Source organism: Micromonospora fiedleri, from assembly GCF_016774385.1.
GTDB classification, from domain to species: Bacteria; Actinomycetota; Actinomycetes; order Mycobacteriales; family Micromonosporaceae; genus Micromonospora; species Micromonospora gifhornensis.
Genome location: NZ_JAETXL010000002.1, coordinates 574,234 through 589,415, shown reverse-complemented (window position 1 = coordinate 589,415; position 15,182 = coordinate 574,234). Strand labels below are relative to the sequence as shown.

The following is a 15,182-nucleotide window of genomic DNA, read 5'->3' as shown; positions in this document are numbered from 1 at the left end:
CGTCGGCGTGGGCAGCCGATGCCCCTCGGTCCGGGCCACCGACCGTACGTCGGGACTGCGCGGGACGCGGCGTCGGCGGTTCGCGTAACGTCTGCGTAATCGGGCCGGTGAAGACTGGTCGGTCAGGTCGGGTAAAGCCCGGTCGAAGGCGGACATAGAGTCGCGGAAGGTTGAGGCAGTGGACCGTCAGCAGGAGTTCGTCCTCCGTACGCTGGAAGAGCGGGACATCCGCTTCGTCCGGCTCTGGTTCACCGACGTGCTCGGCACGCTCAAGAGCGTCTCGGTCGCCCCCGCCGAGTTGGAGGCCGCCTTCGACGAGGGCATCGGGTTCGACGGCTCGGCGATCGAGGGCTTCGCCCGGGTCTTCGAGTCGGACATGGTGGCCATGCCCGACCCGACGACCTTCCAGGTGTTCCCCTTCGAGGGCGGGGTCAGCGGCGAGAGCGCCCGGATGTTCTGCGACATCCTGCTGCCCGACGGCAGCCCGTCCTGGGCCGATCCGCGGCACGTGCTGCGTCGGGCGCTGTCCCGGGCGGCGGAGAAGGGCTTCACCTTCTACACCCACCCCGAGATCGAGTTCTTCCTGCTGGAGAACGGGCCGGCGGACGGCTCGGTGCCGATCCCGGTGGACACCGGCGGCTACTTCGAGCACACCACCCACGCGGTGGCCCGCGACTTCCGCCGTCAGGCGGTGCTGGCGCTGGAGCGCATCGGCATCTCGGTGGAGTACAGCCACCACGAGGTGGCCCCCGGCCAGCAGGAGATCGACCTGCGCTACGCCGACGCGCTGACCACCGCCGACAACGTCATGACCTTCCGGCACGTGGTCAAGGAGGTGGCGCTCTCCACCGGGGTGCAGGCCACCTTCATGCCCAAGCCCTTCACCGACCAGCCGGGCAGCGGCATGCACACCCACCTGTCGCTGTTCGAGGGGGAGCGCAACGCGTTCCACGACCCCAGCGACCCGATGAAGCTGTCCAAGGTGGCTCGGGCGTTCATCGCCGGGCTGCTGGCGCACGCACGGGAGTACACCGCGGTCACCAACCAGTGGGTGAACTCCTACAAGCGGCTCTTCCCGCAGGCGCTGCCGGACCGGGTCACCGAGAGCCCGGCGTACGTCTGCTGGGGGCACCTGAACCGTTCCGCGCTGGTCCGCGTCCCGGCGTACGGCAAGCCGAACTCGGCCCGGGTGGAGATCCGCTCGCCCGACTCGGCGGCCAACCCGTACCTCGCCTTCGCGGTGCTGCTCGGCGCCGGGATGAAGGGCATCGAGGAGGGGTACGAGCTGCCGCCGGGCGCCGAGGACGACGTCTGGGCGCTGAGCAGCGCCGAGCGGCGGGCCATGGGGTACGAGCCGTTGCCGGAGAACCTGGCCGAGGCGATCGACGTGATGGCCGGCTCGGAACTGGTCGCCGAGGTGCTCGGCGAACATGTCTTCGACTTCTTCCTGCGCAACAAGCGCTCCGAGTGGGAGCAGTACCGCCGCGAGGTCACCCCGTACGAGCGTCAGCACTACCTGTCGCTGTAACCCGACCACCGCTGCCGGCCGTTGCGGCCTGCCGCTATCGTCTCGATCACCGTGCCGGCGCCCTGCCGGTCGGAGATGACGGTCGGGGAGGCAGTCGGTGTTGGAGGATCTGCTCAGCGGAGCCTGGCAGAGTGTGGTGTTCGGTGTCGTGGGCGTCGGTCTGATGGCCGCCGGCTTCGGGCTGGTCGACCTGCTCACCCCCGGCAAGCTGCGGGACCTGATCTGGGTACGCCGTAACGCCAACGCCGGATTGCTGCTCGCCGCCAACCAGCTCGGCGTCGCCGGGATCGTGTTCACCGCGATCCTGACCAGCTATCACGACTTCGCCAAGGGACTGGCGTCCACGGTGCTGTTCGGACTGATCGGTCTCGGCATCATGGCGCTGGCCTTCGTCGTGCTGGACCTGCTCACCCCGGGCAAGCTCGGCGAGGTCGTCTGCTCCGACGAGCCGCACCCGGTGGCGAAGGTCAGCGCCGCCAGCCACTTCGGTGCCGCGCTGATCGTCTGCGCCTGCATCGCCTGAGCTGATCGAGCATCCACCCCGGTCGGGCACCTGCCCGGCCGGGGTGTGCCGTGTCCGGGGACGTTTGTCGGCTGGATGCCCCTGGAATTCTTGCGAACCATTTCCATGCTCTCCACCAGCGGAAATCCATCGATGACCAAAACTGTCTCTGGTGGACAGCGGATACGTGCTGGTAACTTCCTCGCAACCTTTGCTGCAAGGGCTTGCAACACCTTTCGCGTTGTTGCGCCGGGCTGAGCCCGACGCGGGGTGTCAGGAGAGCCATGGAACACCGTTCGACGAGCCGTACGGGCACGCGCGGCCGAAAGCGGGGACGGTGGGGAGTTCTCGCCCTCGCCGCCGCCCTCGTGGTCAGTCTGCTGCCGGTGACGCCGGCCGCCGCCGCCAACACGATCACGGTCTACTACCAGCCACCGGCCGCCTGGGGCGGCTCGGTCAACGTCCACTACGGCGTCGACGGCGCCGCCTGGACCCCCGTGCCCGGCGTCGCCATGGAGCCGGCCTGCACCGGCTGGCAACGCAAGAGCATCGACCTGGGTGCCGCCACCGGCCTGCAGGTGGTCTTCACCAACGGCACGGGAACCTGGGACAACAACAACGGGGCCAACTACCGGCTCGGCACCGGCTCGGCGACCGTGTCCGGCGGGCGGATCGGCGGCGGCGACCCGTGCGCCGCGAGCAGCCCTTCGCCGACACCGAGCGGTACCCCCGGCGGAGTGACCGCCGAGGTCTACTACCGGCTCACCACCCGTGGCTGGAGCGCCGCGAACATCCACTACCGCCCGACCGGCGGTGCCTGGACGACCGTGCCGGGGACGGCCATGGAGGTGGCCTGCGCCGGGTGGGCCCGCAAGGTGCTCGACCTGGGATCGGCCGGTGGCCTCACCGCGGCCTTCAACAACGGCGCCGGCCAGTGGGACAACAACAACGGCGCGGACTACGCCATCGGCACCGGCCGCAGCACCGTCTCCGGCGGCGTGGTCACCCCGGCCGCAGCCGACCCGTGCGGGCCGCCCGCCCCACCGGACACCACCGCGCCCTCCGTCCCGACCGGACTCACCGCCACGGTGGACAACGTCCAGGTCACCCTGACGTGGACGGCGTCGACCGACGACCGGGCGGTGACCGGGTACGAGGTGACCCGCACCGGCGGCACGACGGAACCGGTGACGGTGACCACCACCGGCACCCGCCACGTGGCCAACGGTCTGTCGCCGCGTACCGCGTACCGGTGGACGGTGCGGGCACGCGACGAGGCCGGCAACCGGTCGGCGGCGAGTGACCCGGTCACCGCGACCACCGGCGACGCGCCACCCGCCCCGGCCGGCGGCAGCCCGCTCGGCGGTGACCCCCGCGAGGACACCATCTACTTCGTGATGACCGCCCGGTTCGCCGACGGCGACCCGAGCAACAACCGGGGCGGCAGCCAGCACGTGCGCTCCGGCAACGCGGCCAACGACGACCCGATGTTCCGGGGCGACTTCCAAGGGCTGATCGACAAGCTCGACTACATCAAGGCGCTCGGCTTCTCCGCACTGTGGATCACCCCGGTGGTGCTGAACCGCTCCGACTACGACTTCCACGGCTACCACGGCTGGGACTTCCACCGGGTCGACCCGCGTCTGGAGAGCCCCGGCGCGAGCTACCAGGATCTGATCAACGCCGCGCACGGCAAGGGCATCAAGATCTTCCAGGACGTGGTCTACAACCACAGCTCACGGTGGGGGGCCAAGGGCCTGTTCACCCCCACCGTGTACGGCGTCCGCGACGAACAGTGGAAGTGGTACTACGACCAGCCGCAGGCCGGCCGGGAGTACGACCCGATGGACGAACACGACGGTGCCGACCCGACGCTGACCGCCGCGCAGAACGCCCAGGCCAAGGGCCGCCCGTACAACGGTGACCTGTGGTCGTCGTCGGCCCCCGAGGACAACCGCTGTCTGCGCTGGGGCACCCCGAACGGTTCGTACAGCCGGGAGGGCTACACCGTCTACCACTGCCAGTGGCCCGTGCCGACCAGCGGCCTGTTCCCCGCCGACCTCTACCACCAGTGCTGGATCGGCAACTGGGAGGGCGAGGACTCGCGCAGTTGCTGGCTGCACGAGGACCTGGCCGACTTCAACACCGAGAACGAGCGGGTGCAGCAGTACCTGATCGACGTCTACAACAAGTACATCGACATGGGCGTGGACGGCTTCCGGATCGACACCGCCGTACACATCCCCCGGGTCACCTGGAACCGCCGCTTCCTGCCCGCCATCCAGCAGCACGCGGTGGCCCGGCACGGCGAGAAGGGCAAGGACTTCTACGTCTTCGGCGAGGTGGCCGCGTTCGTCAACGACAAGTGGAACCGTGGCTCGGTCAACCACTCCGCCCAGTTCTTCACCTGGAAGGAGCGCCGCGACTACAGCCCGGGCGACGTCCGCGCCGCCATCGAGCAGTACGAGTACGAGCAGCTGCTCGGCACCGGCAACCAGCCGACCAGCGACAACGCCTTCCTGCGCGGCAACGACTACCACACGCCCGACCACTCGCGGTTCTCCGGCATGAACGTCATCGACATGCGGATGCACATGAACTTCGGCGACGCGAACAACGCCTTCGGCAACGGGCGGGACTCCGACGACAGCTACAACGACGCCACCTACAACGTGGTCTACGTCGACAGTCACGACTACGGGCCGAACAAGTCCTCGGTGCGCTACACCGGCGGCACCGACGCGTGGGCGGAGAACATGAGCCTGATGTGGACGTTCCGGGGCATCCCGACGCTCTACTACGGCTCGGAGATCGAGTTCCAGAAGGGCGCGCCGATCGACTGCGGCCCGAGCTGCCCGCTGGCCACCACGGGCCGGGCCTACTACGGCGGTCATCTGGCCGGCAGCGTCACCGCCGCCGACTTCGGCGTGGTCGCCAGCGCCTCCGGCACCGTCGCCCAGACCCTGGACAGGCCGCTGGTCAAGCACGTGCAGCGGCTCAACCAGATCCGCCGGGCCATCCCCGCCCTGCAGAAGGGGCAGTACTCGACGGCCGGGATCAGCGGTAACCAGATGGCGTACAAGCGCCGCTTCACCGAGGGCGGGGTGGACAGCTTCGCGCTGGTCACCGTCTCCGGCAGCGCCACGTTCACCGGCGTACCCAACGGCACCTACACCGACGCGGTGACCGGGGACGTCAAGGTCGTCACGAACGGCACCCTGACCGCTTCGGTCAGCGGGAAGGGCAACCTGCGGGTGTACGTGCTCAGCCTGCCCGGCAACCCGGCCCCCGGGAAGATCGGTGCGACCGGCCCGTACCTGAGGTGATCCTCGGGGTGTGAAACGCCGGCGGGGGCGGCATCCGGTTCTCGGATGCCGCCCCCGTCCTGCCCGGTGTCACCGAGCTGGCACGTACCCGTGCCGGGGCGTCACTTGCCGGCGGTGTCGTCCTGACCGCCCTTGTCGCCCTTGGCGCCGGGGCCACCGAAGACGCCGGCCTCGACGGCCGCGGTGATCGCGTCGGCCTGCTCCTGGGTGAGCTTGCCCTCCTCGACCGCCTTGGCGAGCCGCTCGGCCATGGCCTCCTTGCGGTCCTCGGGGGAGTGCTGCGGCCCACGGTCGCCACCGCGCTTGTGCTCGCCGCCACGGTGCTGGTCGCCACCGCGACCCTCGGGGCGCTCGCCTTCCGGCTTGCCCTGCGGCTTGTGCTGCTCGCGGAGCTTCTCCAGGGCCTCGGTCACCTTGTCGGCGGGCACGCCCAACTCCTCGGCCAGCAACTCGGCGAACGCCTGATGGCGCTCACCGCGCTCGGGCCGCTGCTCGTCCTTGCGGTCCTCGGCGCTCGTGCTGGCGCTCGGGCTCGGGGTGGCCTTGTCGTCGGCGAGCGCCACGGTGGGAGCGGCGATCCCCACGGCGAGCACACCCGCGGCAGCCAGTCCGCCCAGCAGGTGCTTCTTCGAAATCGTGCGGGACATCGGTCCTCCAACTCGTCGGTGATGCGATGACGTCACCGACAGTGACCCGCCAGTCTGGGTGAGGCCCATGCCGAACCTGTCAGCGGGCTGGCAATTCGGCCGAAATAATCCGACATACCTGCCCTCGGGGGTCGATGCGAGGGCAGACGGTCAGCAAACGGCGGGGGCCACGGTGAGGGTGCCGGCGTCCGCGTCGAGGGTGGCCAGGGTGCCCACCGGGACGGAGAGCTGACCGGGGCCGTGTCCGATCGGCAGCCCGCCCAGCACCGGCACGCCCAGGTCACCGAGGCGTTCGGTGAGCACGTCGGCCACGCTGACCTCCCAGCCGTCCGCACAGTCGGTGAACTGGCCCACCGCCACCCCGGCCAGCCCGTCCAACGCACCGGCGCGACGCAACTGGGTCAGCATCCGATCGACCTTGTACGGCGGCTCCTGCACGTCCTCCAGCAACAGCACCGCCCCGGTCAGGTCCGGCATGTCCGGGGTGCCCAGCGAGGCCACGATCAGGCAGAGGTTGCCGCCCAGCAGCCGACCCACAACCCGCCCCGGCACCCGTACGGCGAAGGTCTCCTCGGCCTCGACGGCGCGTACGGTGACCGGTTCGGTACGGGTCAGCGCGGCGTGCAGCGACTCGGCGGAGGCCAGCGGGGTGCGCTCGTCGCGCCAGGCCGCCCCCGGTCCGTGCACCCCGGCCAGCCGGGCACCCCGCCACAGCGCCAGTTGCAGGGCGGTGATGTCGGAGAAGCCGGCCACCACCTTCGGATCCCGGCGTACCGCCGCCATGTCGATCGCATCCACCACCCGCTGCGCCCCGTAGCCGCCCCGGGTGCAGATGACCCCGCGTACCTGCGGGTCGGCGAAGGCGGCGTTCAGGTCGGCCGCGCGCAGCGCGTCGACGCCGGCCAGGTAGCCCTGCCGGGCGTACACGTTGCGGGCGAGCACCGGCCGCAGACCCCAGCCGGTGAGCAGTTCGATGCCCCGCGCCACCCGCTCCGGGCGGGTCGGCCCGGACGGCGAGACCAGCATCACGGTGTCACCCTCGCGTAGGGCCGGCGGGCGTACGACGTGGTCAGCAGCGGTGTGGTCGGACACAGCCGGAGAGCCTAGTCCCGCGCGCGGCCCCGATCGGCCCGACCGGATAGCCTCGACGACGTGGGAACTGCGTTGGTGATCGAGAACGACCCGACCGACGATGCGCGGCGGTTGGGGGAATGGCTGACCGAGGCGGGTCTGGAGCTGTCCGTGGTTCGCCCGCACGCCGGCGACCAACTTCCCGCCGACCTCGCGGGCTACGCCGCGCTGGTGGTGCTCGGCGGCGACCAGCAGGCGTTCCCGACAACCGACGGGACCCCGTCGGCTGCCTGGTTCCCCGACGTGGAGGCGCTGCTGCGTAAGGCGGTCCGGCACCGACTGCCGACGCTGGGCATCTGCCTCGGCGCGCAACTGCTCGCCACCGCCCACGCCGGCACCGTCGAGCGCAGCCCCGCCGGGCCCGAGGTCGGCCCGGCCGTGGTCGGCCGGCGCGACGCCGCCGAGAACGATCCGCTGTTCCGGTACGTGCCGCTGATCCCGGACGTGTTGCAGTGGCACGCCGACGAGATCACCGAACTGCCCGTCGGCGCCACCCTGCTGGCCGCCTCCACCCGCTATCCGCATCAGGCGTTCCGCCTCGGCGACCGGGCCTGGGGCCTGCAGTTCCACATCGAGTGCGACACGGCGATGATCGCCGACTGGGCCACCGACTCGGCGTTGCTGGCCGAGCTGGGCTACGACCGGGATCTCGTGGTCGCCGCCTGCGACGCGGTGATGGTCGACGTGGAAGAGGTCTGGCAACCGTTCGCCGCCCGGTTCGCCGCGCTGGCCCTCGGCGAACTGGACGACGACGGGCCGCGCCGCACTCTGCCGCTGCTCGGGCACTGATGGGCCGGCCGACCAGCGCCACCGGCCGGCTCGCCCGGTACGGCTTTGACATCACCGACTCCGACGGCGGTGCCCGCGCCGCCGACCTGCTCGGCCCGACCGGCCTGGACCTGTGGCGACCGCAGACCCAGGAACCCAGCGGCGAGGCGGCCCAGGAGTTGCTCACCGCGCTGTCCCGGGCCGCCGACCCGGACCTGGCGCTGCGCCAACTGCACCGCCTCGTCGAGGCGGAGCGCCGCAGCCGTACCGGCGTCAACGGCACGGCCGCCGGTACGGACACGTCCGGGGCCGGCGGCTCGGGTGGTGCTGCCGGCGGCAGCGGTGCGGGTGACAGCGGCTCGGGCGGCATCGGGGCAGGATCTGCCCTGCTCGCGGCCCTGCACGACGATCCGGGGCTGCGGCGCCGGCTGATCGCCGTGCTGGGGGCCTCCTCGGCATTGGGTGACCATCTCGTCGCCAACCCCGACCAGTGGGCGGTGCTGCGGACCGAGCCGGACGGGCTCGCGCCGACCGCCGACGGGCGGCTGGACGCGACAGGTGACGGCAACCCGGTGGCGGTGCTGCGTCGGGCGTACCGGCTGGCGTTGTTGCGGATCGCGGCGGCCGACCTGACCGGCGGGCGCGGCCTGGAGCAGACCATGGTCGCGCTCTCCGCGCTGGCCGACGCCACCCTGTCGGCCGCCTACGACATCGCCGTGAGCGAGCTGCCCGAGGGCACCGCCGAGCCCCGGTTGGCCGTGGTGGCGATGGGCAAGTGCGGTGGCGGCGAACTCAACTACGTCTCCGACGTGGACGTGATCTTCGTGGCGGCCGAGGACGACGACCTCGCCGCGGCCACCACCGTGGCCACCCGGCTGATCCACATCTGCGGGCTGGTGGCCTGGCCGGTCGACGCCGCGCTGCGTCCCGAGGGCAACCGGGGTCCGCTGGTGCGCACCCTGGCCAGCCACCTGGCGTACTACCGCCGCTGGGCCCGCACCTGGGAGTTCCAGGCCCTGCTCAAGGCCCGCCCGGCCGCCGGTGACCTGGCGCTGGGTCAGGAGTGGATCGACACGCTGGCCCCGCTGCTCTGGCAGGCGGCCGAGCGCCCGGAAGCGGTCGAGGACGTCCGGGCCATGCGTCGCAAGATCATCGACCACATCCCGCCGAAGGAGTTGGAGCGCGAGATCAAACGCGGCCCCGGCGGGCTGCGGGACATCGAGTTCGCGGTGCAGCTGCTCCAACTGGTGCACGGGCGCGGCGACGAGTCGCTGCGTACCCCCGGCACCATCCCCGCCCTGCGCGCGCTGGTCACCGGCGGCTACGTCGGCCGGGCCGACGGGGAGGCGCTGCTGCGCGGCTACCGCTTCCTGCGCGGCGTCGAGCACCGCCTGCAACTGCAGGGCCTGCGGCGAACCCACACCGTGCCCACCGATCCGGGCGCGCTGAAGTGGCTGGCCACCGCCCTCGGGTACGCCGCCAGCCCAGGACGCAGCGCCGTCGAGGCCTTCCGCGCCGAGTGGAACACCCACGCCACCGAGGTACGCCGGCTGCACGCCAAGCTGCTCTACCGCCCGCTGCTGGAGTCGGTGGCCCGGGTGCCGGCCGACGGTCTGCGGCTGACCCCCGAGGCGGCCCGCAACCGGCTGGAGATCCTCGGCTTCGCCGACCCCGCCGGGGCGCTGCGTCACCTCCAGGCCCTCACCGGCGGGGTGAGCCGCACCGCCGCGATCCAGCGAACCCTGCTGCCGGTGCTGCTCAGCGAGTTCGCCGACGCCCCCGAACCGGACCGTGGCCTGCTCAACTACCGCCAGGTCTCCGACTCCCTCGGCAGCACCCCCTGGTACCTGCGGCTGCTGCGCGACTCCGGGCCGGTGGCCCGCCGCCTGGCCCGGGTACTCTCCTCCTCCCGGTACGCGGCCGACCTGCTCGCCCGCGAGCCGGAGGCGTTGCGCATGCTGGCCGAGGAGAGCGAACTGCGTGCCCGGCCCCGCGACGTGCTCTGCGACGGGTTCGCCGCCGCAGCGGGCCGGCACACCGACCCGGTCGAGGCCATCCGGGCGGTCCGCGCGCTGCGTCGCCGGGAACTGCTCCGCCTCGCCTGCGCCGATGTGCTCAGCCGGGCCGGTTCGCTGGCACCCTCGCGGGGCGACGGCGAACGGGCCACCCCCGGACTGGCCGACATCACCGCGGTCGGCACCGCCCTCTCCGACGTCACCGACGCCACCCTCGCCGCCGCGCTGCGCACCGCCCGGGCCGCCCAGCCGCCGATGCCGGGCCTGAAGTTCGCGGTGATCGGCATGGGCCGGCTAGGCGGGTACGAGTCCAACTACCTCTCCGACGCCGACGTGCTGTTCGTCTACGAGCCGCCCGAAGGCGTCAGCGAGAGCGCCGCCAGCGCCGCCGCCCAGGCCATCGCCGAGGAACTGCGCCGACTGCTCGGCATGCCCGCCCCCGACCCGCCGCTCGGCGTCGACGCCGACCTGCGCCCGGAGGGCCGGCAGGGGCCACTGGTCCGCAGCCTCGCCGCCTACCAGCAGTACTACGCCCGCTGGTCGAAGGTGTGGGAGGCCCAGGCGCTGCTGCGCGCCCGCTGCGTCTGCGGCGACGCCGACCTGGGCACCCGGTTCGAACAGCTCGTCGACCCGGTCCGGTACCCGGCCGACGGGTTGACCCGGGAACAGATCATCGAGATCCGCCGGATCAAGGCGCGGGTGGAGACCGAGCGGCTGCCCCGGGGCGCCGACCCGGCCACCCACACCAAACTGGGTCGGGGTGGTCTGGCCGACGTCGAGTGGGCGGTGCAGCTGCTCCAACTGCGCCACGCCGGGGCGTACCCGGCGCTGCGCGGCACCCGTACCCTCGACGCCCTCACCGCCGCCCGTGACCTGGGCCTGGTCGACCCGGCGGACGCCGAGGCGATGGCGGCCGGGTGGACCCTCGCGGCGCAGGTCCGCAACGCGCTGATGCTGGTCCGGGGCCGGGCCGGGGATCAACTGCCCCGGCACGGCGTGGAACTGGCCGGGGTGGTCCGGCTGCTCGGTGCCGAGGACCCCGGCGAGTTCCTCGACGAATACCTGCGCACCGGCCGCCGCTCCCGTACCGCCGCCGAACGCGTCCTGGAGATGTAAGGAAGGGCACCTTATTAACGCCTGCAGTAGAGGAAGGGCCCCTTCTTAACGCCGGTGCTTGTCGTACAGCGTCCACGCGGGTACCCGGACCGCACGGGTGTTGTCGTCGGTCAGGACGGCGAGACGCTGGTACTGCAGGCGCAGGTGCCGGGCAAGGTCCGCGTCGGCGGTGGAGCGGTCCAGCAGTACGGCGGTACGCCCGTCGACGAGGGCATCACATCGGTGTCCGTTGACCGTCGCGCCGAGCGTGACGGCGCCCGTGTCCCCGGTCAGGTGGTCGTAGAGCCGTTGCAGTACGGGGTCGTACGCCTCCTCGCCGGCCGGGGCGCCCGCGGCCGCGAGATCCGCGCCGAGGCCCGTGCGGGTGGCCCAGAACTGCTGGTTGCCGACGACGAGCAGGTGGGCTCGGGCGCGGCTGATCGCGACGTTCCAGAGATTCCGCTCCCCCTCCAACCAGGCGACGCTGCTCGCCGGCATCGCCGGCCCGGCCACCAGGCCGAGGACGATGACATCACGCTCCCCACCCTGGAAGGTGTGCACGGTACCGACCCGGACCCGCGGCTCGTCCCGCCACCGACCGGCCAGGCGTTCGGCCTGCGCCTTGTACGGCGTGACCACGCCTACGGTGGCTTCGGGCGGCAGCACCTTCAGCAGGTAGTCGAGACAGTCGTGAATCTTCGCGGCCTCCGCCCCGTTGACCCATGAACCCCCGTACGGTGGCCGAGCCGGCTGCCCTGCCACCGGCACCCACACCACGGGCGGGCGGTCGATCCGGTGCTGGCGCCTGGTGTCCGTCAGCACCGTGAGCCGCCCACCGTAGAACAGGCGGTTCACCAGGTCGGCGATCTGTGGATGGCAGCGGTAGTGCTCGTCGAGCAGCTGGCTGCCGCCCGCCGCGCGTTCGGCCGCGTGAAAGGCCGAGTGCCTGCGGTAGGAGAGCTGCCGATCCTCCAGCCAGTCGGCCCGTAGGCCCGCACTGCGGCGTGCCGTGGTCTCCCGGTCGGCCGTGAGGCCGGGAATGTGCGGCAACTGCATGGGGTCACCGATCACGAGGGCACGTCGAGCCCGGAACAGCAGCGGAATGATCTGCGGCACCGAACACTGGCTCGCCTCATCGATGACGACCAGGTCGAACAGGCCGGCCTCAGGCGGAAAACGACGTGCCGAGAGACTGCTCACCGCCCAGCCGCGTACCGCGCCGAGCGTGCGCTTGACCGCCGGCCAGTCGCCGGCGCCGTCACGCCGTACCTTCAACAGGCCCTCGATCAGATGCCGTCCGCTCTGCACGTGGGCCCGCACCGCACTGTCGACGAGCACGTGGGACGCCTGCTGCGCGGCCGCCTCGGCCCGCGCCAGGTCGGCGGCCAGCCAGTCGTCGTCCGGCTGGCCTTCGGCCTGCCCCCGTAGCGTGATCCAGTGGCGCTGCGCGGCGGCCAGGTCGGACCATGCCCGGCAGGTCTGCGGGGTCGGCGAGCCGGGGTGCCCCAACGATCGCAGGAACCGCCGCCGACGCCAGGCACCGAGCAGCCCGGCGTCGGCGCAGCGTCGCGCCCGGCGTTCCCACCGGGCGAGCCGATCATCGCCACCGAAGCGGTCGGTCAGTTCCTCGACGGTGCCGCCGAGCGCGTCGGCGAGCCGTTCTCGGGCCAGCGCCACGTGCAGGAGTTCCCGTTCCCGCGTGGCGATCTCGGCGAGCCGGGAACGGGCGGCGTCCAGCGTGGCGTGTTTCTGGTGCAGCGCAGCCCGCGCGGACGAGGGATTGATGCTCGCCGGCCCGAGCGTCACCAACTGGGTCAGCTCCGCCGTCTCATTGTCGGCGTAGTTGATCGCGCCGGTGCGGCTGCCGGTACGCACCAACAGGCCGGGAAGCAGTCTCCTGCACCGTTGCCACACCTCGTCGACGGCGGTGTTGTTCGTGGACGCCACAAGCACCTTCTGCCCGGCCGCGACGGCTGTCGCCACGGCGTTGGTGACGAGTTGGCTCTTGCCGCTGCCGGGTGGCCCGGTGGCAACCGTCAGCGTCGCCGTCATCGCGGACTCGATCACCGCCCGCTGGGACTCGTTGCACGGCAGGGGGGTGACCAGGCTGATGCTCGGCGCGTCGACCGGCTGCCGCTCATCGCCCAGCAGGGCACCGAGCGCCGTACGACCGATCTGCGCCGTCGAGGCCCGGATCTGGGCAAGATCCTTCAGCAGGCCCGCGACCGCCTGGTTGCGTGAGACCCGGTGCAGGACGGCGACATTGCGCGCGCCCGCAGTGGGTGTGCGCTGGTCGAGGACGCCAGCCAGCAGCTCCGGCCGCAGTTCCTCCACCATCGGCAGCTCGAACTCGGTCTGCAACAGTGCGCGCACGTCCCGGACCATCTGGCCGTACATGCCGGCATGCCAGGTCGCGAAGTACGTGGAGAGCAGGTGCTGGGTCTGCTCGGGCCCGAGCCGCTCGCGGGCGAGCCCGGGATGGGGCTGAGCCGGGCCGACAGCCGCCAACCGCAGCGTGTCGCCGTCGTCGATCACCTCCACCCGTCGTACCAGCAGAGGCGCGAAGCGGGGTTCCCGCCACGGTCGGTCCGGCGGGCCGTACAACAGGACGGCGGGGTAACCGGCCCACAGTTCGTCGCCGGATTCCGTGACGGTGCGCGCCCAGTCGGCGGTGCCGTCGGTGAGTACGACGTGATCGTCACCGTCCTCGCCACCGGAGAGGACGCGTTCGCGGCCGGGCAGCAGCACGTACCGGTCGCCTTCGTCGCTGAGCTGCAACAGCGGGCTGTCGTCGGTGTTCTGCAGACACGCCTCGTAGTAGCTGAGCAACTGTGTCCACCCCGGACTGGCCGGTACGTCACCCGAATGCTGCTTCGGTGACTCGGATCGGCCGCCCCCGGTGTTTGTCGGATCGGGCGGTGTCGCCTCCAGCCGGACAGCCCCGCCGGAGATCACGTCCGCGAGGATGACCTTCGAGTTGACGCCGACGGAGGAGTAGACGGGGGCTTGGCGGGAGCCGAGTTCGTGCGCGCGTACCCGGGGTGCCACGTAGTGGAAGAGGTCCTCGACGGACACCTTGCCGTCGCCGTCGTGGTCGGCGCGACCGGTCTGCAACGCGGTGACGATCTCGGCGGTGAACACCGAGGGGGTGGGGCTCGCGGACGCTGCGGACGTGCCGGCGTACGACACCTCGCCGACCCCGGACGAGGACAGGACGTAGACACCTCGGGTTTGCAGCGGTGCCGTCTGCCTGGCGCCCTTCTCGTCCCGGGTACGCAGTCCGACCGCGAACCCGCCGCTGTCGCAGGCGTCGATGATGGTGACCTTCCGAGGGGCTCGGCATCCCTCAAGTTGCTCGTTGACGAAGCCGGCGGAGACCGCCGTCTCGGCCGGACGATCCGGATCGGTGTCGCGGGCCACGAAGAAGAACTCGCCGGAGCTGAACCGCAACCGGAAGCCGTGGCAGCTGATGTAGAGCAGGGCGAGGTCCGCCGGACCGGCCTCCTCCAGGAAACGGCTGATCTCCTGGCGCATGTCGACCGCGGTCGGATCCGGCAGCGAGGTGACGTCGTCGAACCTGCCGATCGCCGGATGCCGGAGAACCTGGCTCATAGCCCAGATGTCGGCCCGGCAGGACGGCAGTGGGTTGAAGGCGGCGCTGTCGTAGCGCTCCACCCCGATGAGCAGAGCCCGGCGTGCCCCGGACGACACGCCGCTACTGCCCACCATCTCGTAGGAACAGTTCGACGAGGCGCTCCTGACTGGCGGTCGTCGTCGCGGGCAACTCGATGCTGCGGTCACCGATGGTGAGGCGTACCCGCCGGTTGCGGTCGCGTTCGAGCCACGCCTGAATCGTCGCGAGCAGGACGCGACCACCGGCGTGGGCACCGGCCGTGAGGAAAACCCACAGCGAGGCGTCGTTCAGCAGTTCGGCGCCCTTCGTACCCGGGCGGCCGGACGAGACCCTGGCCTCCTCCGGCCGGACGTCGAGGCCGTCGATCGCCGCCAGTTCGCCTACCAGCGATCTGGCCAGTCGCTCTGCCCGGAGCACGTCGCCGTCCGCGAGAATCTGCACCTGCGCCACGGCGTTGTCCGCCACGGGTCCTCCAGTCGTCAGCAACGAGGGCCTTGTCGGGAGCGCAAAGGGTAGCGACCGGGACGAAAGATCAC

At 71.5% G+C, this 15,182-nt stretch carries 9 protein-coding genes; 5 read left to right on the top strand and 4 right to left on the bottom strand.

Annotation, left to right across the window (positions count from 1 at the left end):
• Positions 1–178: 178 nt before the first annotated feature.
• From glnA to JMF97_RS06610, 3 genes are all read left to right on the top strand, one after another.
• Positions 179–1,528, top strand: a complete 1,350-nt coding sequence (glnA, locus tag JMF97_RS06620; protein WP_203220686.1) for a type I glutamate--ammonia ligase — start codon at positions 179–181, stop codon at positions 1,526–1,528.
• A gap of 97 nt (positions 1,529–1,625) precedes the next feature.
• Complete coding sequence (locus JMF97_RS06615) at positions 1,626–2,051, top strand: DUF350 domain-containing protein (RefSeq protein WP_013735226.1); 426 nt, start codon at positions 1,626–1,628, stop codon at positions 2,049–2,051.
• 263 nt (positions 2,052–2,314) lie between these two features.
• Entirely contained in the window at positions 2,315–5,356 is a 3,042-nt protein-coding gene (locus JMF97_RS06610; RefSeq protein WP_203220685.1) for a carbohydrate binding domain-containing protein, read from the top strand.
• A 101-nt stretch (positions 5,357–5,457) separates the two neighbouring features.
• On the opposite strand, the gene JMF97_RS06605 is transcribed toward JMF97_RS06610, so the two are convergent.
• Entirely contained in the window at positions 5,458–6,003 is a 546-nt protein-coding gene (locus tag JMF97_RS06605) for a hypothetical protein (protein WP_203220684.1), read from the bottom strand.
• 150 nt (positions 6,004–6,153) lie between these two features.
• Complete coding sequence (locus JMF97_RS06600; protein WP_203220905.1) at positions 6,154–7,029, bottom strand: S66 peptidase family protein; 876 nt, start codon at positions 7,027–7,029, stop codon at positions 6,154–6,156.
• 126 nt (positions 7,030–7,155) lie between these two features.
• On the opposite strand from JMF97_RS06600, the gene JMF97_RS06595 reads away from it, so the two are divergent.
• Both JMF97_RS06595 and JMF97_RS06590 read left to right on the top strand, forming a co-directional pair.
• On the top strand, positions 7,156–7,923 hold the full coding sequence (locus JMF97_RS06595; protein WP_203220683.1) for a type 1 glutamine amidotransferase: 768 nt from the start codon (positions 7,156–7,158) through the stop codon (positions 7,921–7,923).
• Positions 7,923–11,033: a bifunctional [glutamine synthetase] adenylyltransferase/[glutamine synthetase]-adenylyl-L-tyrosine phosphorylase gene (locus JMF97_RS06590; RefSeq protein ID WP_203220682.1), complete on the top strand. Its 3,111-nt coding sequence runs from the start codon at positions 7,923–7,925 to the stop codon at positions 11,031–11,033. The genes JMF97_RS06595 and JMF97_RS06590 overlap by 1 nt, the downstream gene beginning before the upstream one ends.
• Before the next feature lie 45 nt (positions 11,034–11,078).
• On the opposite strand, the gene JMF97_RS31935 is transcribed toward JMF97_RS06590, so the two are convergent.
• On the bottom strand, positions 11,079–14,723 hold the full coding sequence (locus JMF97_RS31935) for a caspase, EACC1-associated type (protein WP_203220681.1): 3,645 nt from the start codon (positions 14,721–14,723) through the stop codon (positions 11,079–11,081).
• A 4-nt stretch (positions 14,724–14,727) separates the two neighbouring features.
• Positions 14,728–15,096: a hypothetical protein gene (locus JMF97_RS06580; protein WP_203220680.1), complete on the bottom strand. Its 369-nt coding sequence runs from the start codon at positions 15,094–15,096 to the stop codon at positions 14,728–14,730.
• Between the last annotated feature and the right edge of the window lie 86 nt (positions 15,097–15,182).

Excerpts from the sequence above, each read along its gene's own strand:
- JMF97_RS06610 (WP_203220685.1), top strand. The coding sequence starts at position 2,315 with ATGGAACACCGTTCGACGAGCCGTACGGGCACGCGCGGCCGAAAGCGG.
- JMF97_RS06605 (WP_203220684.1), bottom strand. The coding sequence starts at position 6,003 with ATGTCCCGCACGATTTCGAAGAAGCACCTGCTGGGCGGACTGGCTGCC.
- JMF97_RS06600 (WP_203220905.1), bottom strand. The coding sequence starts at position 7,029 with ATGCTGGTCTCGCCGTCCGGGCCGACCCGCCCGGAGCGGGTGGCGCGG.
- JMF97_RS06590 (WP_203220682.1), top strand. The coding sequence starts at position 7,923 with ATGGGCCGGCCGACCAGCGCCACCGGCCGGCTCGCCCGGTACGGCTTT.